The sequence below is a fragment of the Brevundimonas sp. FV1ye29L genome, assembly GCF_058681095.1.
This window is the reverse complement of record NZ_CM178730.1, coordinates 455,352-477,580: the sequence shown is the minus strand read 5'-3', so window position 1 is coordinate 477,580 and position 22,229 is coordinate 455,352. Positions and strand designations below refer to the sequence as shown.

Sequence of the window (22,229 nt, the reverse complement as noted above, 5' to 3'; positions counted from 1 at the left end):
GGAACGTAAACAATCGTCACCGCCCCCTGCCTGTCGTGATCCTGTCGTGATCAAAGGTGAAGCTTGCAGAGCATTTTGAGGAGATCGGACATGGGACTTCTGGACAGCGTCACCGGCGCGCTCGGTGAACAGGCGGGCGGAGGTCTGGCCGATCTGCTGAAGGGACAGGGCGGCGTCGGCGGCCTGGTCGAGAAGTTCGGCCAGAACGGCCTCGGCGATCTGGCGGCCTCATGGGTCGGCAAGGGCGGCAACCTGCCGATCTCGGCCGCGCAGATCGCCCAGGTGATCGGCCACGGTCCGATCGCCGACTTCGCCCGGTCGGTCGGCATCTCGCCGGAACAGGCGTCGGAAACCATCGCCGGCCTCCTGCCGGAAGCCATCGACCGCCTGACCCCGGGCGGCGAGGTCGCGGGCAGCGACGACCTGCTGGGTCAGTTGACCGGCAATCTGCCGGGCGGCCTCGGCGACATGATCGGCGGCTTCCTGAAACGATAGGGCTCAGCCCGGGTCGGCCTCGGGATAGTCGACGCCGGTCAGATACAGGCCTGTGGGCGGGGCGACCGGTCCACAGGCCTTTCTGTCCCTGGCCGCCAGCGCCCCGGCCACATCGTCCGGCGTCCATCGGCCCAGCCCGACCTCGACCAGGGTGCCGGTCATCGACCGCACCTGACGATGCAGGAAGGCGCGGGCCTCGAACACCAGATGCACCTCTTGCCCCACCCGCTTGACACAGGCGACGTCCAGCGTGCGTAGCGGCGACTTCGCCTGACAGGCCAGGTCGCGGAAGGTGGTGAAGTCGTGATGGCCCAGAAGCCGGTCGGCCCCGGCCTGCATCGCCTCGACGTCCAGCGACCGCTTCACATGCCACACCTGACCGCCCAGCAGGGCCGGCGGCCCGGGCCGGTTGAGAATGCGAAAGAGGTATTTCCGCCCCTCGGCCGAAAAACGGGCGTGCCAGTCGTCGGACACGACAACTGCGTCCAGCACGCTCACCGCCTCGTTCAGCAGATGGGCGTTCAGGGCGTTCATGACGGTGGAGGCCGGCCAGTCACGCTCCAGATCGACATGGACGACCTGACCCGTGGCGTGGACGCCGGAGTCGGTGCGGCCGGCGGCGGCGATCCGCACCGTCTGGCCGCAGAAGGCCTTGACCGCCGTCTCGACCGCGCCCTGAACCGTCGGCAGCCCGTCCTGGGCCTGAAACCCGGCATAGGGTCCGCCGTCGTATTCAAGGGTCAGGCGGTAGCGGGGCATCAGCCGAGCATCGTCCCGGACGTGATCGCGAACCCCTTGAGGAACTCCGACGCCGCCTGAACGGCCCGGCCCTCGCGCTGGACGCGGGTCAGACGCACGCAGCCGTCTCCGCACGCCACCAGCAGGTCGTCGTCCAGCACCTCGCCGGGCGCGCCGGTTCCGTTCAGGCTGAGGCGAGACATGAGGACCTTGATCCGGACGGCGGTTCCATCCGGGGCCGGCGCCGCGCACCAGGCGCCGGGGAAGGGCGACAGGCCGCGGATATGGGCGTCGACCTCGGCCGCCGGGCGGGTCCAGTCGATACGGGCCTCCGCAGGCGTGATCTTCCTCGCATAGGTCGGCTCGCCCGTCTGGGGCGTTTCGGTCACCCCGCCGCGTTCGATGGCGCCCAGCGCCCGCGTCCAGAGCGAGGCCCCGGTCGTCGCCATCCGTTCGGACAGGCTGGCGGCGGTGTCGTCCCCATGGACAGGCAGGACCTCGGACAACAGGATGGCCCCCTCGTCCAGGCCCTCGGACATGCGCATGATCTGGACCCCGGTCTGGCGATCCCCGGCCATGATGGCGCGCTGGATCGGCGCCGCCCCGCGCCAGCGCGGCAGCAGCGAGCCGTGCAGGTTGAAGCATCCCAGACGCGGCGCCTCCAGCACCTCCGCCTTCAGGATCTGGCCATAGGCGACGACACAGGCGGCATCGAGGTCCAGCGACTGAAAGTCGGCGATGGCCTCGGGCGACTTCATCGAAGCCGGGGTGAAGACCGGAAGCCCCATGGACTCGGCAAAGGCGTGAACCGGCGACGGCGTCAACTTCTGGCCCCGCCCGCGCGGCTTCGGCGGCTGGGAATAGACGGCGACGATCTCGTGGCCCGAGGCGATCAGCTCGGCCAGCGACGGCACGGCGAACTCGGGCGTGCCCATGAAGGCGAGGCGCATTCTTTTCCTTCTGCCGCCTGAGGGCGGCGGCGCTATGTTCGCAACGCGGTTGCTCACGACCTGAGCGTCATAATTACAGCCGTTTCGCGCTCAAGCAGCGAGGCTCCGCGAGCCGAGCGTCAGCGCTGGGCGCAAAGCGCCCTCGCTAAGAGGGATCGTACCAGCGCGAGGCCACGCCGCCGCCCTCGTCCCACTCGCCGCCGGCATCCAGGGCGTCATCGAAATCCAGCAGGCGGTCGATGATCAGGCCCGCGATCAGCCCGACCAGGGTGACGCCGACGACGACGCCCACGCTGCCGATGCCGATCTTCTCGGATCGGGTCAGACGGCGACGGCCGGAAGGGTCGATGATTGTGGTCTTGCGGTGACGGGTCCGGGCCATCAGGCGTCCTCCCTCGCGCGCATGATCTTCTTGACCTTGGTCACCGCCCGGTCGCGGCGCAGGCGCGACAGGTGGTCGATAAACAGGACGCCGTTCAGGTGGTCGAGTTCGTGCTGGAAACAGACGGCGTAAAGGCCCTCGATCTCTTCCTCGATCCGCTCGCCCTCGCGGTTCAGATAGGCGACGCGGACCCGGGCCGGTCGTTCGACCTCGTCGTAATATTCGGGGATCGAGAGGCAGCCCTCCTCGTAGCAGAACTGCTCGTCGGAGGCCCACAGCACCTCGGGATTGGCGAAGAAGCGCGGATTCGGCCGACGCGCGGCCTCCTCTTCGGATTCAGGCGCACCGGCCGCCTCGCCTTCCGGCGCGGGCCCATCGCCCAGATCCATGACCACCACGCGGCGCAGGTCGCCGATCTGGACCGCCGCCAGACCGATGCCCGGGGCGTCGTACATGGTGTCCAGCATGTCGTCCATCAGGGCGCGGACGCTGTCGTCCACGGCCGCCACGGGGGTCGAGACCCGCTTCAGGATCGCCAGATCGGCGGCGTTGTCGATGGTGAGGATGCGCTGGACGGCCATCGCCATCAGGTAGGCCCCGGGGCCCTCCGGGTCAAGATTTCGGGGCTTCCGGTCAGCCCCGACCCGGCAGGGGGCGGGGTTTGCGATCGTCGCCGATGGCCACATAGGTGAAGACGCCCTCGGTGACCCGGCTGATCTCGTGCGCCGCGCGGGGCCGTTTCCACGCCTCGACATGGACCCGCACCGAGGTCCGGCCCACGTGCAGCACATTGGCGTAGAGCGACACCTCGTCGCCGACCTGGACCGGTTGGTGAAACACCATGGCGTCAACCGCGACCGTGGCGCAGCGGCCGCAGGCCAGGTCAAAGGCCGGGGACGCGCCTGCGAGGTCCATCTGGGCCAGCAGCCAGCCGCCGAAGATGTCGCCCTCGGGATTGGTGTCGGCCGGCATGGCGATGACACGGCCGACGAGTTGACCGGTTGGGGCGGCGGCGGCGGCGGTTTGGGAAATATCGGTCATCAGGAGTCAGTCCAGAGCATTGCGAACGGCCGCCGCCCCCGCAAACGGGGCGATGACGGCGGCGAAGAGCACATAGGCGGCCAGCAGGGCGAGGGCCGGCAGGGGGCTGTCATCCTGGGCGGCGCGGACGAGGGCGCCCGAGCCGAACACCACCGGCGGGATGAAGAGGGGCAGGACGACCACGGCGATCAGCAGGCCGCCCCGTTTCGCCCCAAGGGCCAGGGCCGCGCCCAGGGCCCCGGTGAAGGCGAAGCCGAGCCCCCCGATCGCCGCCGAAGCGGCCGTCAACAGCAGCAGGGCCGGCGGCTGGCCCAGGGTGAGGGCGGCCAGCGGCGCGGTCAGGGCCAGGGGCAGGCCGACGGCGACCCACTGGCCCAGCGCCTTCAGGATGAAGACCGCCTCGAGCGACAGATGCCCGCCCGCCAGCAGGTCCAGCGCCCCGTCCTCCAGATCGCGCTCGAACAGCCGCTCCAGCGACAGCAGCGAGGCCAGGGCCAGGGCCAGCCAGGCCACGCCCGCCGCCACCGGCCTGAGGGTGGCCGGATCGCCGCCCGCCGCCAGCGGCAGGATGGCGGTCAGACAGGCGAAGAAGCCACAGGCCAGCAGCGGTCCGCCGCCCCCGCCCCAGGCCAGGGACAGCTCGCGCTCGAACAGCACCCGGGTCGCGCCGCGCATCCCCGGCGCATGCGGTTCGGATCCGCCGGGCTCGGGCGCCTGCGGGTTGCGATCGTCCCACGAAGGGCGTTTCGCGCCGCTCATGCGAACCGCCCCAGATCCAGCGGCCGGGTGGGGACCGGCAGGGGATCATGGACGGCGGCGAGGATCAGGCCGTCGGCGTCAAGGTGGCGTTTCATGGCGTTGGCGAAGGCCTCGCGCCAGCGCGTATCCAGCGGCCCCAGCGGCTCGTCCAGCAACCACAGGGCGCGCGGTGATCCGACCAGCCGTCCCAGCGCCAGCCGCCGCCTCTGGCCCGCCGACAGCTTGCGGACCTCGAGGTCCAGCAGCGGTCTAAGCCCGAAGGCGGCGACGGCGTCGTCAAACCCGTCCTGGGTGTGGCCCAGCCAGTCGCACTGGAAGGCCAGCTCATGACGGGCGGTGCGAGCGCCTTTCAGTCCGTCCAGATGGCCGATCAGATGGGTTTCCCGCGAACGCGCATGGCCCGGATCGATCCGGTTGCGGTCGCCGTCGTGGAAGACCACCTCGCCCGCCTTCGGCCGGATCAATCCCGCCACCGCGCGCAACAGCGACGTCTTGCCCGCTCCGTTCGCCCCGGTCAGGGCCACGGCCTCACCGGCCTTCAGTTCGAAATCAAGCCCGTGAAACAGGGTGCGTTCGCCGCGCGACAGCGAGAGTCCGGACAGGGCGACGGCATGGATCAAGATTTGTCCTCCCTGTTCGCGAAGCGAATGGGGAGGTGGCGCGGCGCGCCTTCGCGGCGTGACGGAGGGGGCGACCGAGCTTCAAGACCAAACGCCCTGTCTGGCCTCGCATCGCAGATAGAGTCGCCCCCTCCGTCTCGTCGGCCAAGCGGCCTCCGATCCACCTCCCCATTCGCCAAGTGGCGAATGGGGAGGACAAGATTTTTGCGACCTGTTCTCAATGTCCCCACACGCGGCGCGGGTACATGGACGCCACACGCCAGCGGGGCTATAGCGGCCGTCGCCGCAGCAGGCTTTCGCCGCGCGCGCCGTGGACCTGTGAGCCGCGGCGTCTGTCGCGCGAGGGCGCAACCGGATTGTCGGGCGGCGTACACCAGAGGAAGATACTCCATGCCGTCGATTGACAGCCTCAAGACCCGCCAGGACCTTTCCGTCGGGCGCAAGAAATACGCCTATTACAGCCTTCCCGCCGCCGAGGAAGCCGGTCTGGCCGGGATTTCCCGCCTGCCGCGCTCGATGAAGGTGCTGCTGGAGAACCTTCTGCGCAACGAGGACGGCGTCTCGGTCACCGAAGCCGACCTGAAGGCCGTCGCCGCCTGGATCGACAACAAGGGTTCGGTTGAGCACGAGATCGCCTTCCGCCCCGCCCGGGTGCTGATGCAGGACTTCACCGGCGTGCCCGCCGTGGTCGACCTGGCCGCCATGCGCGATGCGATGGCCGCGCTCGGCGCCGACGCCGCCAGGATCAATCCTCTGGTCCCCGTCGATCTGGTCATCGACCACTCGGTCATGGTCGACAATTTCGGCACCGCCGCCGCCTTCGGCCAGAACGTCGAGCGCGAATATGAGCGCAACATCGAGCGCTACAACTTCCTGCGCTGGGGCTCCTCGGCCTTCAACAACTTCCGCGTCGTGCCCCCCGGCACGGGCATCTGCCACCAGGTCAACCTCGAGAACCTGGCCCAGACCGTCTGGACGATCGACGAAGGCAAGAAGACCGTCGCCTATCCCGACACCGTCGTCGGCACCGACAGCCACACCACCATGATCAACGGCCTGGCCGTCCTGGGCTGGGGCGTGGGCGGCATCGAGGCCGAGGCGGCCATGCTGGGCCAGCCGATCCCGATGCTGATCCCCGAGGTCATCGGCTTCAAACTGACCGGCAAACTGCCGGAAGGCACGACCGCCACCGACCTGGTCCTGACCGTCACCCAGATGCTGCGCAAGAAGGGCGTGGTCGGCAAGTTCGTCGAATTCTTCGGCGACGCCCTGCCGAACATGACCATCGAGGATCAGGCCACCATCGCCAACATGGCTCCGGAATACGGCGCCACCTGCGGCTTCTTCCCCGTCTCGGCCGCGACCATCGGCTATCTGGCCGCCACGGGCCGCGACAAGGCGCGCGTCGCCCTGGTCGAGGCCTATGCCAAGGCCCAGGGCCTGTGGATCGACGAGACCTCGGAAGACCCGGTCTTCACCGATGTGCTGGAACTGGACCTGGCCACGGTCGTGCCGTCGCTGGCCGGTCCGAAGCGTCCGCAGGACAAGGTCGCCCTGGATGTCGCCGCCCCCGAGTTTGAAGGCCAGCTGACCGGCGCCTTCGGCCGCCCGGCCGATGCGCCGCGCTATGCGGTCGAGGGCCATGACTTCACCGTCGGCGACGGCGATGTGGTCATCGCCGCCATCACCTCCTGCACAAACACCTCCAACCCGTCGGTGCTGATCGCCGCCGGTCTGGTGGCGCGCAAGGCCCATGCCCTGGGCCTGACCGTCAAGCCCTGGGTCAAGACTTCCCTGGCTCCCGGATCGCAGGTGGTCACCGACTATCTGACCGATGCCGGCCTCCAGAAGGATCTGGATGCGATGGGCTTCAACCTGGTCGGCTATGGCTGCACCACCTGCATCGGCAACTCTGGCCCGCTGGACCCGGCGATCTCGAGGACGATCAACGACAACGCCGTCGTCGCCACCTCGGTCCTGTCGGGCAACCGCAACTTCGAGGGCCGGGTGAACCCGGACGTCCAGGCCAACTACCTGGCCTCGCCGCCGCTGGTCGTGGCCTATGCCATCGCCGGCTCGATGCGGATCGACATCACGAAGGACCCGATCGGCCAGGACAAGAAGGGCAATGACGTCTTCCTGAAGGACATCTGGCCGACCTCGGCCGAGATCGCCAAGATCCAGAAGAAGTCGGTCACCCCGGCCATGTTCGCCAAACGCTATGCCGACGTCTTCAAGGGCGACGAGCACTGGCAGGCGATCCAGGTCACCGGCGGCCAGACCTATCAGTGGGACGACAGCTCGACCTATGTCGCCAACCCGCCCTATTTCGAGGGCCTGTCGATGGATCCGACCCCGGTCACTGACGTGGTCGAGGGCCGCGTCCTGGCCATCTTCGGCGACTCGATCACCACCGACCACATCTCCCCGGCCGGTTCGATCAAGAAGACCTCGCCCGCCGGCGTCTATCTGACCAACCGCGGCGTGGAGGCCCTCGACTTCAACTCCTACGGCGCCCGTCGCGGCCACCATGAAGTGATGATGCGCGGCACCTTCGCCAACATCCGCATCCGCAACAGGATCACGCCGGACATCGAGGGCGGGGTGACCAAGCACTTCCCGTCGCAGGACACGATGTCGATCTATGACGCGGCCATGCGCTATCAGTCGGAAGGCCGGCCGCTGGTCGTCTTCGCCGGCAAGGAATACGGCACCGGCTCGTCGCGCGACTGGGCGGCCAAGGGCACGCGCCTGCTGGGCGTCCGCGCCGTCATCGCCGAAAGCTATGAGCGGATCCACCGCTCCAACCTGGTCGGGATGGGCGTCGTGCCGCTGCAGTTCAAGGCCGACGGCTGGCAGAAGCTTGGCCTGACCGGCGAGGAGATCGTCACCATCCGCGGCCTGTCCGACGTCAACGTCGGCAAGCTGCGTCCGCGTCAGGACCTGTGGGTCGAGCTGTTCCGTCCGTCGGACGGCAAGATGGCCCGTTTCCCGGTCCGCTGCCGCATCGATAACCAGACCGAGCTGGACTATTTCAAGGCTGGCGGCGTCATGCCCTACGTCCTGCGCAACCTCGCCGGCGGCGCAGCCAACACGCCGGAGCCGGAAGCCGTCGCGGCCGAATAGTCGCTTCGTCAAATCCGAAAGAGGCCCGGCGGATCGCTTCGCCGGGCCTTTTTTGTCAGTCCGGCGTGGCGTTGTGCGGTCCGGCCCGGCGTGGATTGCGGCCGAAGGCCTCGGTGCAGAGCGCCCGACCCCAGGCCTCCGACACGATCATCTGACGGTCGCCGAACAGGGCGGGGAGCACGCCGCCCGAGGGGGCGGCGACCTCGATCGGGTAGCGGCCCACGACCGCATTTCCGCGCGCAGGATCCACAAACTCGGCGGTCGCGGCCAGGGCATGGGCGCCGTGGCCGGCAAAGGCCGCTTCCAGGCGGCCGTCGCGGCGCAGGTCGTCGACGTGGATGCGCAGATTCAGGGGGGTCTGGCCCGTCGCGCAACCGTCCAGTTCCTCACGGACCTCCTCGACGAAGGTGTCGCTGAAATCGTCGTGGGCCCGCAGCCATCCGCTCGACAGGGTGATGGTTCCGATCCGCGCGGTCTCCATGGCGCGGGCCGACAGGCGCAGGGGCTCCGCCGGGCCTGGCGACGCGACAGGCGCGCAGGCGGGCAGGGTGAGGGCGGCGATGAATGCGGCGGCGGTGAAATGCTTCATGGGACGTCTTCCTTCCTTGCGTCCGGTAAAGCTTGGCCGCGGTGAACGCCGGATGAACGCCGTTCCCCGCGATATTAAACCCTGGTAAGGATCGCGCAGCGGCGGGCCATCTGTGTCAATCCTGCTGCCGTCTGCCGTGAAAACGGACCCCTTCCGCCCGGGCGGAGCGGCCCGCCGGGGACCCGCCATCCCGGCTGCAGGGCCGGCCTCAGTCCCCGGCCCGGACCAGCCGGACGATTTCGTCCACCACCCGCCGGGTGTCGTCGCGGTGGATATAGTGGCCCGAGGTGGGGGCCTCGACCCGGCGGGCGTTCGAGAACCGGCTGGCGAATTCATCCGCATAGGTCCGCCACAGGCCCCGCATCCGCGCATCCTCCCCGAACGAGCCCCTCCCGGCGGTCAGGACGACGACAGGAATGTCGCGCAGGGCCGAGAGGTCCGCCAGTTCCGCTTCGGTCTCCTCCAGCCCGGCCAGTTCCGCCCGTTCGGCCGGCGGCATGGCCAGCGTCAACAGGCGCGGGATCTCGCAGAGTCTCAGACCTTCCTCCCGACATCGGCGGTTGAAGCCGGGCAGCCGGGGATCGATGAAGACCATGCCGGCCACCTGTTCGGGATGGTCCAGGGCGAAGCTGAGGATGTAGTGGGCGCCGATCGAATGGCCGACCAGGACATAGGGCGGTCGGGCGCCGTCGGCGCGCAGCTGCGCATCCAGCCGGGCGGAGATCTCACGGCCGGTGCGGCGGCCGTCCGCGTCCGAGGCCCAGCTCAGGGCGCCGCCCGCATAGCCGGCGCGGCTCCAGGCGAAGACCGTCGTGTCGTCCGGCAATGCCGACCGCAGGGCGCGCCAGCTTGAAGCCCCGTCGCCCAGCCCGGCCTCCAGCACCACGGTCGGGGCGGGGCGGGGCGGGGTCGGGGACGGCTCCCGGGCGGCCGCCGTGCCGGCCGCCAGAATCGAGATCAGGAGACACGTCAGTATCCGGGGCATGGACCATTCCCTTGGCGGCGTTTTCGCCGCCAGCCTGGCGCCGATCCATGACAGGACGGCTTTGACTATGCGTCAATCCAGCTGCATGGCGTCCGCGAGAAGCCGGGCCTCGGCGGCGCGGCTGGAGCCGGTGCGCCAGGCGACGACGATCTCGCGTGAGGGGGCCGGGCCGCCGCCGCGCGGGGCGATGCGCCGAACGACCACGGACGGATTGTCGGCCAGACCCGCCTTGACCGCCATCTCCGGCAGGAAGGAGACGCCCAGCCCCGACCCGACCATCTGGATCAGGGTGTGCAGGCTGGTGGCGGCGAAGACGTCGTCACCCCGGGGCGCCTCGATCTCGAAGGCGGCCAGGGCATGGTCGCGCAGGCAGTGGCCGTCCTCCAGCAGGATCAGATCTTCGGCGCGCAGGGCGCCGGGCTGGATGGCGCCGGGGGCGGCCAGCACATGGTCGGCCGGGGCGGCGGCCAGGATCTCGTCGTCGCCGATCCGCGCATGTTCGATGCCCGCGCTGGCATACGGCAGGGCGATGACGGCGGCATCCAGCTGTCCCGCCTTCAGACCTGCAATCAGGCGCGGCGTCAGGTCCTCGCGGATGAACAGCCGCAGCGCTGGATAGGCCGTCTTGAGATCCGGCAGGGCGGCGGGCAGCAGAAAGGGGGCGACGGTCGGGATAACGCCCAGCCTGAACCGGCCCGACAGGGGCTTGCCCGCATTGCGCGCCGCCTCGACCAGATCCTCTGTGCGGGCCAGGACGTCGCCGGCCCGTTTGACCGCTTCCGCGCCGACGGCGGTCAGTTGAACATTGCCGCGCGTCCGCTCGACGACAGGGGCGCCGAGGATCTTCTCCAGCTCCTGAACCCCGGCCGACAGGGCCGGCTGGCTGACATGCGCCGCCTCCGCCGCGCGGCTGAACGAGGCGTGTTCAGCCAGAAGCTTGAGATACTGGAGCTGGCGCAGGGTCGGGAGCATACGCCCGACATAGGCGGTCGCTATGTCGAAAGCCACACGCATCAATACGCCCTATGAAGATCCCTTCGCGACCCGGGGGCCGCGAAGGGATACTCGCCGTCAGACCGCCGCCGTGCCGAACTCTTCATTCAGGGTGACGTCGAACCGGTCGGCGTTCATCACCTTGGTCCATGCGGCGACGAAGTCGCGCACGAACTTCTCGCCGGCATCGGCAGAGGCATAGACCTCGGACAGGGCGCGCAGCTGGGAGTTCGAGCCGAACACAAGATCGGTGCGGGTCGCCGTCCACAGCTGTTCGCCGGTCAGCCGGTCCGTGCCGACGAAGACCTCGTCCGCGTGGTCATCGACCTGTTTCCACGCCGTGCGCATGTCCATCAGATTGACGAAGAAGTCATTCGTCAGCTGACCCGGACGGTCGGTCAACACCCCGTGGGTCGCGCCGCCATGGTTGGCGCCCAGCACCCGCAGGCCGCCCACCAGCACCGTCATCTCCGGAGCGGTCAGACCCAGCAGCTGCGACCGGTCGATGAGCAGTTCCTCGGTCGGCACATTGAACCGCACCTGCAGATAGTTGCGGAAGCCGTCCGCCCTGGGCTCCAGCACGGCGAAGCCCTCGACGTCGGTCTGGTCCTGGCTGGCGTCGGTCCGGCCCGGGGTGAACGGAACCTCGATCACGTGACCGGCCGCCCGGGCCGCCTTCTCGACGCCCACCGAGCCCCCCAGCACGATCAGATCGGCGATGGAGACGATACGCTCGCCGTCAAAATCGCCCTTGATGGCCTCATAGATCTCCAGCACATGGGCCAGCTTTTCAGGCTGGTTGACGTGCCAGGACCGCTGCGGCTCGAGCCGCAGCCGGCCGCCGTTGGCCCCGCCGCGGTGGTCGGACCCGCGATAGGTCGCCGCCGCCGCCCATGCGGTCGAGACCAGATCGGCCACGGTCAGGCTCGAGGCCGCGATCTGCTCCCGCAGCGCACTGATGTCGTCGGCGGTCAGGTCCGGTCCGGTCCGGGCCGGAATCGGGTCCTGCCAGATCAGGTCCTCGGCCGGCACTTCCGGCCCCAGGTAGCGGACCCTGGGTCCCATGTCGCGGTGGCACAGCTTGAACCAGGCCCGGGCGAAGGCGTCGCCGAAATAGTCCGGATCGCCGCGGAACCGCTCCATCACCCTGCGGTAACCGGGGTCGACCTTCATCGCCATGTCGGCGGTGGTCATCATCGTCGGCACCCGCTTGCCCGGCGTATGGGCGGCGGGGGCGAGGGTTTCCGGCGGATTGCCGACCGGCTGCCACTGTTTGGCGCCGGCAGGGCTGCGGACCAGTTCGTACTCATGATCCAGCAGCATGTCGAAATAGGTCATGTCCCACTGGATCGGCGTGGGGGTCCAGGCGCCCTCGATGCCCGAGGTGATGGTGTCGTCGCCCATCCCGCTCTCGTGACCCGAGGTCCAGCCCATGCCCTGCTGGGCGATGTCGGCCCCCTCGGGCGAGACGCCCACCTTGGACGCGTCGCCGGCCCCGTGCGCCTTGCCGAAGGTGTGGCCGCCCACCGTCAGGGCCACCGTCTCCTCGTCGTTCATCCCCATTCGGGCGAAGGTCTCGCGGATGTCGCGCGCCGACTGCAGGGCGTCCGCCACGCCGCCGGGCCCCTCGGGGTTGACATAGATCAGACCCATCTGGATGGCCGCCAGCGGCGCCTCCAGCGCCATCTCCTTGTCGGGCTGGATGCGGGTCTCATTGCCCTCTTCGCCGACCCACTTCTCTTCCGTGCCCCAGTAGACGTCCTTTTCGGGCTCCCAGACGTCAGCGCGGCCGCCGCCGAAGCCGAAGGTCGGTCCGCCCATGCTTTCGATGGCGACATTGCCGGCCAGGATCATCAGATCGGCCCAGGACAGGCTGGCCCCGTATTTCTGCTTGATCGGCCACAGCAGGCGCCGGGCCTTGTCCAGGTTGCCGTTGTCCGGCCAGCTGTTCAGCGGGGCGAACCGCTGCTGACCCGCCCCCGCGCCGCCGCGCCCGTCGCCGGTGCGATAGGTGCCGGCCGAGTGCCAGGCCATGCGGATGAAGAAGGGGCCGTAGTGGCCATAGTCCGCCGGCCACCAGGGCTGGCTGTCGGTCATCAAGGCGGTCAGATCGCGTTTGACCGCCGCATAGTCCAGGGACTTGAAAGCCCTGGCATAGTTGAAGCTGTCGCCCATCGGGTCGCCGGTCCGCCCCTGCTGGTGCAGGATGTCCACGGCGAGGTGGTTCGGCCACCAGTCGCGGTTGGTCCGGCCGAGAAGGGACCGCAGCGCGGCCTTTTCCTTCTTCGGATCGTTGAGAGGGGTGGGTCCGCCAGCGTTTCCGTCCATGGTTTCCTCCTTGTGTCAGTGTTGGAGCCAGCCTAGGCCGGAAGCGCGACAAAAGGAAAATCGATAAAGTTTCTTCTTGAAAGCAACAAAATCTATGAAAACCACGCCCGCAGAATTTTGGTTCGCCATAGATTGAATCTATTCGCAGATGCGAAATGATCGATTTGACTTCGCGCATGCGAGGGACCATCTGGGGGCCAGCAGCGTCCTCCCCGTTCGCCGCATCGTCTAAACTGTCTTATCTCTCAAGGAGCACCCTCATGCTGGGCGTCGGTCAAAAACTGCCTGATTTCAAGATCATCGGCGTCAAGCCGGGTTTCAACAGCCACGAAGAGAACGGCGTCTCGGCTTTTGAGCCCCTGACCCAGGACAGCTTCGAGGGCAAGTGGAAGGTCATCTTCTTCTATCCGAAGGACTTCACCTTCGTCTGCCCGACCGAAATCGCCGCCTTCGCCAAGCTGGGCAAGGATTTCGAGGACCGCGACACCATCGTCCTGGGCGGCTCGACCGACAACGAGTTCGTCAAGCTGGCCTGGCGTCGTGACCACGCCGACCTGTCGAAGCTCCCGATCTGGCAGTTCGCCGACAACGGCGGCAAGCTGGCCCGCGACCTGGGCGTGCTGAACGAGGAAGAAGGCGTCGCCCTGCGCGCCACCTTCGTCGTCGATCCCCACAACGTCGTGCAGCACGTCTACGTCACCAACCTGAACGTCGGCCGCGCGCCGGAAGACACCCTGCGGGTTGTCGACGCCCTGCAGACCGACGAACTGTGCGCCTGCAACCGCCCGGTCGGCGGCGACGTGCTCGCAGCGTAAGAAGAAGTGGCGAGTGGTTGGTGGCGAGTGGCGAGTGATCGTCCCGCCGCCAGCCGCTCGCCGTCTTTTCCCGGTGAGCGTGGCTCTGAGCGACCAAGGCAGGCCACTCGCCACTCGCCGTTCTTGCAAGAGCGCTATCGCTCGGCCTGCGAGGCCTCGCTGCTTGAGCGCGCGTCGGCGCCCTCCAATATGAATCCTGCCCTGCGGCTCAAGCAGCGAGCGACCGCGTCGCGAGCGTCAGCCGCGTTTCCGAAGGAAACCCGAACCATGTCCATCGACGCCCTGCGCGAACTTTTGCCGGCCTATGCCAAGGACATCTCGCTGAACCTGTCCTCCCTGGCCAATGAGACCCTGCTGAATGACCAGCAGAAATGGGGGACCTTCCTGGCCTCGGCCCACGCCATCGGCACGCCCGCCGTGGTCCGCGCCATAGAGTCCCAGGCCGCGACCGTGCTGACGCCCGAGGCGATGAACGCCGCCAAGGCCGCCGCCGCCATCATGGGCATGAACAACATCTACTACCGGTCGCTGCACCTGATGCACAATCCGGAGTACCAGACCCTGCCGGCCCGCCTGCGGATGAACATCCTGGCCAATCCGGGCGTCGAGAAGATCGACTTTGAACTGTGGTCCACCGCCGTCTCGGCCATCAATGGCTGCGGCGCCTGTCTGGACGCCCACGAGAGCGAGCTGAAGAAGCACGCCATGCCCGCGACCCAGATCCAGGCCGCCCTCCGTATTGCGGCCGTCGTCCACGCGGCCAGCCGGATCATCGCCTCCGAGGCCGCCCTCGCGGGTTGAGGCCTGGATTGAGTTTGCGTCTTCGAAGGGCCCGGTCGCCAGATCGGGCCCTTCTGCTATCCGCGCGCCATGACCCGCCGGATCAGCTGGGCCGAGCGTTCCGGGCCAAGGTCGTGGGCGAAGGACGAGCGGAAGCGGCCGTCCGGCCCCATCAGATAGATCGTCAGCGAATGGTTCATCGTATAGGTCTCGCCCTCCCCGACCTTCTCGTAATAGGCGCGATAGGCCTTTGCCGCTGACGCCACCTGTTCCGGCGTCCCGGTCAGGCCGATGACGCCGGGCGGAAAGCCGTCGGACGACAGATAGTCCTTCAGCGCCTGCGGCGTGTCCCGGGCCGGATCGACGCTGACGAAGACGATCTGAAGATCGTTCGCCGCATCGCCGAGCTCGGTCCGGGTCGCCGCGAGGGTCGCAAGGGTCGTGGGGCAATAGTCGGGGCAGTAGGTGAAGCCGAAGAAGACCAGACTCCATCGGCCGTTGAGGATCGTCTGATCGACCGCCTGCCCGTCCTGGTTCGTCAGGGTGAAGGGACCGCCGACGGCCGGCTGGCCGCTCGACTGTTCCGCCCCGGGTGCGCCCCGGGGATCCCGTCCGCCGACAACGGCGATGGTCGCCGCCGCAATTCCGGCTGCCAGGATCACGCAGGCGGCGGCGAAGAGCAGGATCGAGCGACGGGGCATGGCGGTTCCTTGGCGACGCCGGGAGCGACATCACGGGCGCCGACAGGGCGCCCGGACCGGTCTATAGGACGGTCGGACCGGCGAATGAAGCCGCTGCGACATCACGACAGGCGGCTGCGGCCGGAGATCGAATGAACGACGTTTCCGGGCCCGCGGGCGGCGACAAGGCCCCGACCTACAGGGCAGAACGGGGCCATTGGCGCGACCTGCCCCGTCGCGGCCGCGGGCTTTCGCTGCGAACCCTGATCATCCTGCGCTGGCTGGCGTTGCTGGGCCAGACGGCCACGGTCCTGATCGCCCACGACCTGCTGCATTTCCCCATGCCGCTGATGGAATGCATGATCGCCATCGCGGTCGGGGCCCTGGTCAACCTGGCCTCCCTGTTCCAGCTCCGTCGCGCCGACAGCCGCCTTCCGGACGGCCGGCTGACGGCCCTGCACCTTGGGTTCGACATCCTTCAGCTGTCGACCCTTCTGGCCCTGACCGGCGGACTGGAGAACCCCTTCTGCCTCCTGCTGGTCGCGCCGGTGACGGTTGCGGCGGCCTCGCTGCCGGGCCGTCAGGCCATCCGCCTGGGCCTGATGGTGCTGGCGGCCACGGCGGTGCTGTCCTTCTGGTCCCTGCCCCTGCCGTGGATTTCGGGCACAGAGCTGGTCCTGCCCGGCCTCTACCGGCTCGGACTGGGCATGGCCCTGGTCACCGGAGTGGTCTTCACCGCCGCCTATGCATGGCGGGTGGCGGCCGATGCGGAAAAGCTGGAACTGGCGCTGGCGACCACCCAGGACGTGCTGCAGCGCGAGCAGAGGCTGGCGGCCCTGGGCGGGCTGGCGGCGGCGGCGGCGCACGAACTGGGCACGCCGCTCGCCACCATCCAGGTCGTGGCCAAGGAAATGTTGCGCGAGGCCCGGCCGGGCAGTCCGGTCGCCGAGGACGCCGCCCTGCTGCTGCAACAGGCGGATCGTTGCCGGGGCATACTCACTCGCCTGTCGCAACGCCCCGAGGACGGCGACGCCCTCTATTCGGAGATCGGCCTGAAGGCTCTGCTCCAGGAGGTGGTCGAGCCCCATCTCGGATTCGACCTCGACATCGCGACCGTCGTGGTGGTTCCGGACGGGCGCGACGAGCCCCTGGTCCGACGCCTGCCCGAGGTGGTTCACGGCCTGTCGGCCCTGGTCGAGAACGCCGCCGATTTCGCCAACAGCCGGGTGCGGGTGACCGCCTCCGTCGACGCCGGGGAGATCGAGATCGAGGTGCTGGACGACGGACCGGGCTTCGCCGCCGACATCCTGCCCCGGTTGGGCGAGCCCTATGTCACCAGCCGTCCGCACGGCAAGGCGCGACAGGCCCTGGCGGCGCAGATCCGGGCCGCCGCGACGGCGTCGCGCAAACCATCCCGGGGAACCCGGCGGCGCAGCCCGGCGCCGGCGGAACCGGCGCCCGCCCTGTCCGTCGCCCCGAGCCAGGGCGGCATGGGTCTGGGCTTCTTCATCGCCCGCACCCTGCTCGAGCGAACCGGCGGCAAGGTCACCGTCACGGCCGGCGATGGCCCGGCGGGGGCAGCGCGCGGGGCCCGGGTTTCGATCCGCTGGCCACGGACCGCCCTCGAGTTGTCGCCAGCGACAGATCGCCGCGCGCCTTGACCCTCATCATCCGCAGGCCGACTTGGCCCGTACTGCACACACAAACAGGGGCTTTGGGCAGATAGAATGACCACGATCGAGGACCGTATCGCCGCCTTGCCCGACCGCAGCCTGTTGCTGCTGGACGACGACCAGGCCCTTCGCACCCGACTGGGCCGGGCGCTGGAGTCACGTGGATTCACCGTGACGACCGCAGGGTCGGTGTTGGAGGCCGGTGAAGCCCTCCGCGCGGCGGCCCCGGCCTATGCGGTGCTGGACATGCGTCTGGACGACGGCAACGGACTGAAGGTTGTGGAGGCGATCCGCGAGAAGCGCGAGGACGCCCGCATCGTCATGCTGACGGGCTATGGGGCCATCGCCACCGCCGTGGCGGCGGTCAAGGCCGGGGCGGTCGACTATCTGTCCAAGCCGGCCGACGCCGATGACGTGGTCAAGGCCCTGCTCGCCGTCGGCGACGCCGCCCCGGAACCGCCCGAAAACCCCATGAGCGCCGACCGGGTGCGGTGGGAGCATATCCAGCGCGTCTATGAACTGTGCGAACACAACGTCTCGGAGACCGCGCGCCGCCTCGGCATGCACCGCCGGACCTTGCAGCGCATCCTTGCCAAGCGGGCCCCGCGATAGGCGGCCAAGGGCGCCAGGTTAATCACGGATCGCCCGCATCGCCCCCAGTCGTGCGAAGGCCAGGATCAGGGCCTTGCGGCGAGCGGGGGCGAGGGGCTGGACCGGGGCCTCCCGCAGCACCGCTCCGCCGAATCCATCGGCGACGATCAGACCGGGCGCATCCGGCAGGATGTCCTGCGGAAACTCCGGCGCCACGGCGAAGAAAAAGGCATCGCAGAACGGGCCGTATTCCGGCCATTTGCCATCGACGCGATAGTCGTCGACCCCCGACTTGACCTCGCAGATGACGATGTCGCCCTTCTTGCCCAGGGCCATGACGTCGGCGCGGCGCCCGTTGGGCAGGCAGACCTCAAGCAGCGGGGCATAGCCCATGTCCGCCAGCAGCCTCGCCGCACCTGTCGTGACCGACCGCGTGGTTTCGGGGCGACTGAAGACCAGTTCCAGATGGACGGCGGCGGACATGCCGCCATTATGTTCCGGGTCCGTTCCGGTTTCAACCGCCGTCAGTCGGCGGTGAGCGCCAACCGGTTCACGGCCCATTCCGCCTTGGTCTGGCCCCACAGGTCCACCGCGTGATCCTGAAACGGCGGCGGCAGGACGCCGGGGCCGCGATGGGTCGAGCCCAGCCGCCGGGCGACGGCGGCGGAGGCGTGGTTCTCGCCGTCGATGCAGTGGATCACGTCTGTCCAGCCCAGGCGGTCAAAGGCGTAGTCCATCGTCGCGACCGCCGCCTCGACGGCATAGCCCTTGCCCGTGGCGTCGCGATGCAGGCTCCAGCCGACTTCATGGCCCGGCCAGCCATAGGGATGCAGCGGCCCGATCCGGCCCAGCCAGAGGCCGGACGATCTCTCGATCACCGAGAACATCCCCTCGCCCTGCAAGGCCCACATGCCGGCGATGGAGGCGATGGAGCGCCAGACCTCGTGCTTGGACTGCACCCCGCCGATGAAGCGGGTCGTCTCCGGGTCGCTCATGAAATCCGCCCAGCGCGGAAAATCCTCCGGCGCAGGCGGACGCAGGATCAGGCGATCCGTTTCGATCGTGGGGCCGAGGTCGGACATCACAACAGATACTCCCGCTCCAGTTCGTAGTGGCTGCCGTCGTCGGTCAGCATGCTGGACCAGAGTCCGAAGCGGTCGACCCGGATCGGCGGCGAGTGCAGCAGGTTGTGACCCGTGATCCAGGCCCCGATCCGGTCCGGATTGGTCTGGGTCTTGAGATAGGCAAGGGTCACATGCGGGCGATAGACGCGCGGCTCCAGACGCACCCCCGCCCTTTCCGCTGCAGCGCGGCAGCGTCCCGCCAGAACGTTGAGCCTCTCGTTTGGCTCAAGCCCCGCCCAGAGGGTGTGGCTGCGGTGATCATCGCCGAAGGCGCCCACCCCCTTCAGAGCGATCTCGAACGGACCGCCGCCCGTCGCCCGGGTCAGTTCGGCCGCCAGGTCTTCGGCACGGCGTTCATCCACCTCACCGTAGAAGGCCAGGGTCACATGCAGGGCCTCCGGCGGTCGCCAGCGCGCACCCGGCAGGCCGCTCTGGCGCCGTTTCAGGGTCTCGGCGACGTCCCACGGGATCGGCAATGCGGCGAACAGGCGAAGCATGCGACCCTTGGTAGCGGCAGGAACCATGGCCCGGAAGCCCGGTTCTTCTTGCGGGACGGCCCCTCCCGCACGATATTGGGACTGAAGACCGGAGAGACCTCCGGCGAATGGAGACGAGTTTCGCCATGAGCGATTTCAACAACGGCTTTGCGCGCCCCCTGCCGCAAACCGCCGACATGTCGGTGGACGCCGGCCTGCGCAGCTTCATGCTGGGCGTTTACAACAAACTGGCCCTGGGTCTGGTGGTCGCCGGCGCCCTTGCCTTCGTCACGGGCAACTATCCGCCCGTGCAGCAACTGTTGTACGTGGTCGACGCCACCGGTCGTCTGGCCGGGCTGACGGTCCTGGGTCTGGTGATCCAGTTCCTGCCGCTGGCGCTGATCTTCGGCTCGATGTTCTTCATGAAGAACCCGTCGGCCAAGGGCGTGAACCTGCTTTACTGGGCTGTGGTCGCCTCGATCGGCGCGGGCATGGGCGTCCTGTTCCTGCGCTATACGGGCGGCTCGCTCGCCTCGACCTTCTTCGTCACGGCGGCGGCCTTCGGCGGCCTCAGCCTGTTCGGTTACACGACGAAAAAGGACATGACCGCCATGGGCAGCTTCCTGATCATGGGCGTGATCGGCCTGGTCGTCGCCTCGATCGTGAACATGTTCCTGCAGTCCGGCACCTTCTACCTGATCATCTCGGGACTGGGCGTGCTGATCTTCTCGGGCCTGATCGCCTACGACACCCAGCGTCTCAAGATGACCTACTACGCCCTGGGCGGCGACCAGAACGCCATGGGCGTGGCCACCGGCTACGGCGCGCTCAGCCTGTTCATCAACTTCATCAACCTGTTCCAGTTCCTGCTGGCCTTCATGGGCGGCCGTCGCTGAGGCCGTCCCTGCCAAAACAATCTGATGGGGCCCCGGTGGAAACACCGGGGCCTTTTTCTATTCCACAATCTGGAAGCGTCGACTGTCGAAGACCCTCAACACCTGGTCCAGCTCGCGGCCGCGTTTCAGAACCTGGCCGCCCTCGCCGATGACGGCCCATTGGCCCTGACGCGTTTGCAGGGCCGGGCGCTTTTCGATGCGATACAGGGGGGCGTCGCCCGAGCGGCGGAAAATGGCGAACTCGGCGAGGTCCTTTTGGCCGACCATGGCGTAGTCGCGCCATTCCCCGGCGGCGACCATACGACCATAGACCCTCAGGATCAGGTCCAGCTCCCGGCGTTGGAAAAAGACAGGACCGGGGCCGGGGCCGCCGTCCGGATCGGCGGAACCCCCGCGGGTGAAATCAGCGCTCATGAGACTGAAGTTAGGCCGGGTAAATCGCCCGCGCCACTGCAGTGACAGGTCCGATACACCGCCAGGGCCCCGGACACGAAATGGCCCCCTTTCGGTCCTTCGTCCGCCCGCTTGGACGGCGAAAACCTGAGTGTCGGCCAGTCGGAGTTCGGAAGCGTCCCGGAACCTGAACAGCCCCCCCAGCCCCCCTGGATGTTTCCAGTAAACGGGCTTCGACGGGCCGGCGCTTCCTCCAAGCGAAACGCCCGCCTGCCACTCCCCCCTCCCGGCACGGCGGGCGTTTTGTCGTCTGGCCCCGAAATTCTTCCGTCAGGGTTCAGGCACCGGGTCAGCGCCGGTCGTCGTCGCGGCCCGAGCCGCTGAACCGGGGGTGATCGCAATGACCTCCTCGCCGCGCCTCACCGTCAGGATGTGGGCGGCGACATCCTCGCCGAGCGCGGCCGCCATCCCGGCCAGATCCGCGACCGCCAGATCATTCACCGCCGTCACGACATCGCCGGCCCGCAGGTCGCTCTGGGCGGCCGGAGACCCGCCCTCGACCGAGTCGACGCGAACGCCCGCACCGCCGTGACCCAGGCTGAACTGGGCGCCCCAGGCCAGGACGGAATCACGGCCGACGACGACGCGCGGCGTCTCCATCGGCGCGACCGTCATGGCCGCCGTGGTCTCGCGTCCGTCCCGCAGATAGACAACCGAGAGACGCGTCCCCGGAGGGGCGATGCCGACCGTGGCCAGGACCGAGCCGGCATTGGCCACAGGCCGGTTCTGGACGCGCAGGATGATGTCCCGGCGACGCAGGCCTGCAGCCTCGGCCGGCGAACCCGGGGCCACGTCCTCCACCACCGCACCGCGCACGATATGCAGGCCGAAGTCGCGCGCCCTGCGGGCGTTCAGCGACCCCAGCACGGCCCCGATACGGCCGCGCGTGACCGAACCGTTTTCGCGGATATGGTTGACGACAAACATCATGATCCGCGTCGGCACCGCGAAGGCGATGCCGTCGTTGCCGCCTCGCCCTCCCAGACCCAGCGGGTCCGACCCGCCGGACAGGATTGAGGTATTGATGCCGATCAGGCGGCCGCGACTGTCCAGCAGGGGCCCGCCGGAATTGCCCGAATTCACCGCCGCGTCGGTCTGGATATAGTCCTCGACCGCATCCCCCAGACCGGACCGGCCCAGACCGGAAATGACCCCCATGGTCAGGGTCTGGTCCAGCCCCAGAGGATAGCCGACGGCGAATGCCAGATCGCCGGTCCGCAGCGTATCGGAATCCACCGTCTCGACCTGTGAGAGGCCCGACGCCTGAATCCTCAGAACCGCGATGTCGGTGGCCTTGTCGGTGCCGATCAGCACCGCATCGAACAGCCGGCCGTCGGTCATGTCGATCGTATATTTGCCGCCGCCCTCGACCACATGGTTGTTGGTGACGATGATGCCCTCGCGGGCGTCGATGATGACCCCCGATCCGGATTGCAGGGGTTTGGCCGCATTCTCGTCCGAGCTCGGACCGCGCGAGGACCCCAGGGTCGTGACCTGGACCACCGCCGGAAGCGACCGTTCCAGGCCGGCGGCGAAGGTGAAGACGCCGCGCCGCTCGTCATAGGGCAGGGGCAGAACCGGCGCGGCGGCAGTCGGACGCGAAGCCTGTCGCACCGGCGCGGCCTGCACCGGGATCGAGAGCGCCGCCAGCCCGAGGACCACCACAAGCGGGGCGACCGGGACAGCCCGGTTCGACAAGGAGAAGACGCGCGACATCGACAATTCCCGTGCATCG

General features: G+C 68.4%; 24 protein-coding genes. 7 read left to right on the top strand and 17 right to left on the bottom strand.

Features of this window, described 5'->3' with window-relative positions; all coding sequences use genetic code 11:
• Window positions 1-90 precede the first annotated feature (90 nt).
• The gene (locus ACW17W_RS02370) at window positions 91-495 is read left to right on the top strand and encodes a YidB family protein (protein ID WP_492078989.1); all 405 of its coding nucleotides are present in this window, start codon (window positions 91-93) and stop codon (window positions 493-495) included.
• A 3-nt stretch (window positions 496-498) separates the two neighbouring features.
• Here the strand turns inward: ACW17W_RS02370 and truA are convergent, their stop codons facing one another.
• The 7 genes from truA to ccmA all read right to left on the bottom strand — a co-directional run bounded on the left by truA (window position 499) and on the right by ccmA (window position 4,985).
• Window positions 499-1,254, bottom strand: coding sequence for a tRNA pseudouridine(38-40) synthase TruA (gene truA / locus ACW17W_RS02365; RefSeq protein ID WP_492078987.1), 756 nt, complete (start codon window positions 1,252-1,254; stop codon window positions 499-501).
• Window positions 1,254-2,183, bottom strand: a complete 930-nt coding sequence (fmt, locus tag ACW17W_RS02360; protein WP_492078985.1) for a methionyl-tRNA formyltransferase — start codon at window positions 2,181-2,183, stop codon at window positions 1,254-1,256. The genes truA and fmt overlap by 1 nt, the downstream gene beginning before the upstream one ends.
• Before the next feature lie 145 nt (window positions 2,184-2,328).
• Window positions 2,329-2,565 (bottom strand): hypothetical protein, encoded by a 237-nt coding sequence (locus ACW17W_RS02355; RefSeq protein ID WP_492078983.1) that lies wholly within the window; start codon window positions 2,563-2,565, stop codon window positions 2,329-2,331.
• Window positions 2,565-3,146, bottom strand: coding sequence for a peptide deformylase (locus ACW17W_RS02350; protein WP_492080364.1), 582 nt, complete (start codon window positions 3,144-3,146; stop codon window positions 2,565-2,567). Before ACW17W_RS02350 ends, ACW17W_RS02355 begins: the two co-directional genes overlap by 1 nt.
• A gap of 52 nt (window positions 3,147-3,198) precedes the next feature.
• A complete protein-coding gene (locus ACW17W_RS02345; RefSeq protein ID WP_492078981.1) occupies window positions 3,199-3,606 on the bottom strand; it encodes an acyl-CoA thioesterase in 408 nt (135 codons plus the stop codon).
• A 6-nt stretch (window positions 3,607-3,612) separates the two neighbouring features.
• The gene (gene ccmB, locus ACW17W_RS02340; protein WP_492080363.1) at window positions 3,613-4,281 is read right to left on the bottom strand and encodes a heme exporter protein CcmB; all 669 of its coding nucleotides are present in this window, start codon (window positions 4,279-4,281) and stop codon (window positions 3,613-3,615) included.
• An 80-nt stretch (window positions 4,282-4,361) separates the two neighbouring features.
• Complete coding sequence (ccmA, locus tag ACW17W_RS02335) at window positions 4,362-4,985, bottom strand: heme ABC exporter ATP-binding protein CcmA (RefSeq protein WP_492078979.1); 624 nt, start codon at window positions 4,983-4,985, stop codon at window positions 4,362-4,364.
• 390 nt (window positions 4,986-5,375) lie between these two features.
• On the opposite strand from ccmA, the gene acnA reads away from it, so the two are divergent.
• The gene (gene acnA / locus ACW17W_RS02330) at window positions 5,376-8,111 is read left to right on the top strand and encodes an aconitate hydratase AcnA (protein ID WP_492078977.1); all 2,736 of its coding nucleotides are present in this window, start codon (window positions 5,376-5,378) and stop codon (window positions 8,109-8,111) included.
• A 55-nt stretch (window positions 8,112-8,166) separates the two neighbouring features.
• Here acnA and ACW17W_RS02325 read toward each other — a convergent pair whose 3' ends face one another.
• From ACW17W_RS02325 to katG, 4 genes are all read right to left on the bottom strand, one after another.
• Entirely contained in the window at window positions 8,167-8,700 is a 534-nt protein-coding gene (locus tag ACW17W_RS02325; protein WP_492078975.1) for a hypothetical protein, read from the bottom strand.
• 208 nt (window positions 8,701-8,908) lie between these two features.
• On the bottom strand, window positions 8,909-9,685 hold the full coding sequence (locus tag ACW17W_RS02320) for an alpha/beta fold hydrolase (protein ID WP_492078973.1): 777 nt from the start codon (window positions 9,683-9,685) through the stop codon (window positions 8,909-8,911).
• A 72-nt stretch (window positions 9,686-9,757) separates the two neighbouring features.
• Window positions 9,758-10,657 carry a hydrogen peroxide-inducible genes activator gene (locus ACW17W_RS02315; RefSeq protein ID WP_492080362.1) on the bottom strand — a complete coding sequence of 300 codons (900 nt, stop codon included), beginning with the start codon at window positions 10,655-10,657 and terminating at the stop codon, window positions 9,758-9,760.
• Window positions 10,658-10,756: 99 nt separating this feature from the next.
• Window positions 10,757-13,006 carry a catalase/peroxidase HPI gene (gene katG / locus ACW17W_RS02310; protein ID WP_492078971.1) on the bottom strand — a complete coding sequence of 750 codons (2,250 nt, stop codon included), beginning with the start codon at window positions 13,004-13,006 and terminating at the stop codon, window positions 10,757-10,759.
• Between the two features lie 260 nt (window positions 13,007-13,266).
• Here katG and ACW17W_RS02305 point away from each other — a divergent pair, with 260 nt between their 5' ends.
• Complete coding sequence (locus ACW17W_RS02305) at window positions 13,267-13,821, top strand: peroxiredoxin (protein WP_492078969.1); 555 nt, start codon at window positions 13,267-13,269, stop codon at window positions 13,819-13,821.
• A gap of 267 nt (window positions 13,822-14,088) precedes the next feature.
• Window positions 14,089-14,622, top strand: coding sequence for an alkylhydroperoxidase, AhpD family (gene ahpD, locus ACW17W_RS02300; protein WP_492078967.1), 534 nt, complete (start codon window positions 14,089-14,091; stop codon window positions 14,620-14,622).
• Between the two features lie 56 nt (window positions 14,623-14,678).
• Here the strand turns inward: ahpD and ACW17W_RS02295 are convergent, their stop codons facing one another.
• Window positions 14,679-15,302 (bottom strand): SCO family protein, encoded by a 624-nt coding sequence (locus tag ACW17W_RS02295; protein ID WP_492078965.1) that lies wholly within the window; start codon window positions 15,300-15,302, stop codon window positions 14,679-14,681.
• 131 nt (window positions 15,303-15,433) lie between these two features.
• On the opposite strand from ACW17W_RS02295, the gene ACW17W_RS02290 reads away from it, so the two are divergent.
• Both ACW17W_RS02290 and ACW17W_RS02285 read left to right on the top strand, forming a co-directional pair.
• Window positions 15,434-16,942 carry an ActS/PrrB/RegB family redox-sensitive histidine kinase gene (locus ACW17W_RS02290; RefSeq protein WP_492078963.1) on the top strand — a complete coding sequence of 503 codons (1,509 nt, stop codon included), beginning with the start codon at window positions 15,434-15,436 and terminating at the stop codon, window positions 16,940-16,942.
• Window positions 16,943-17,008: 66 nt separating this feature from the next.
• A complete protein-coding gene (locus ACW17W_RS02285) occupies window positions 17,009-17,566 on the top strand; it encodes an ActR/PrrA/RegA family redox response regulator transcription factor (RefSeq protein WP_492078961.1) in 558 nt (185 codons plus the stop codon).
• 18 nt (window positions 17,567-17,584) lie between these two features.
• On the opposite strand, the gene mmcB is transcribed toward ACW17W_RS02285, so the two are convergent.
• Genes mmcB through thpR form a run of 3 tightly spaced genes read right to left on the bottom strand, consistent with a single transcriptional unit; the run spans window position 17,585 to window position 19,166 of the window.
• The gene (gene mmcB, locus ACW17W_RS02280) at window positions 17,585-18,028 is read right to left on the bottom strand and encodes a DNA repair putative endonuclease MmcB (RefSeq protein WP_492078960.1); all 444 of its coding nucleotides are present in this window, start codon (window positions 18,026-18,028) and stop codon (window positions 17,585-17,587) included.
• A 41-nt stretch (window positions 18,029-18,069) separates the two neighbouring features.
• Window positions 18,070-18,627, bottom strand: coding sequence for a GNAT family N-acetyltransferase (locus ACW17W_RS02275; RefSeq protein ID WP_492078958.1), 558 nt, complete (start codon window positions 18,625-18,627; stop codon window positions 18,070-18,072).
• Complete coding sequence (thpR, locus tag ACW17W_RS02270; RefSeq protein WP_492078956.1) at window positions 18,627-19,166, bottom strand: RNA 2',3'-cyclic phosphodiesterase; 540 nt, start codon at window positions 19,164-19,166, stop codon at window positions 18,627-18,629. Before thpR ends, ACW17W_RS02275 begins: the two co-directional genes overlap by 1 nt.
• 125 nt (window positions 19,167-19,291) lie before the next feature.
• Here thpR and ACW17W_RS02265 point away from each other — a divergent pair, with 125 nt between their 5' ends.
• On the top strand, window positions 19,292-20,041 hold the full coding sequence (locus ACW17W_RS02265; protein ID WP_492078954.1) for a Bax inhibitor-1/YccA family protein: 750 nt from the start codon (window positions 19,292-19,294) through the stop codon (window positions 20,039-20,041).
• 57 nt (window positions 20,042-20,098) lie between these two features.
• On the opposite strand, the gene ACW17W_RS02260 is transcribed toward ACW17W_RS02265, so the two are convergent.
• Together ACW17W_RS02260 and ACW17W_RS02255 are read right to left on the bottom strand one after the other, a co-directional pair.
• A complete protein-coding gene (locus ACW17W_RS02260; RefSeq protein WP_492078952.1) occupies window positions 20,099-20,455 on the bottom strand; it encodes a DUF2794 domain-containing protein in 357 nt (118 codons plus the stop codon).
• A gap of 309 nt (window positions 20,456-20,764) precedes the next feature.
• Window positions 20,765-22,210, bottom strand: a complete 1,446-nt coding sequence (locus tag ACW17W_RS02255; RefSeq protein ID WP_492078951.1) for a trypsin-like peptidase domain-containing protein — start codon at window positions 22,208-22,210, stop codon at window positions 20,765-20,767.
• Window positions 22,211-22,229 lie beyond the last annotated feature (19 nt).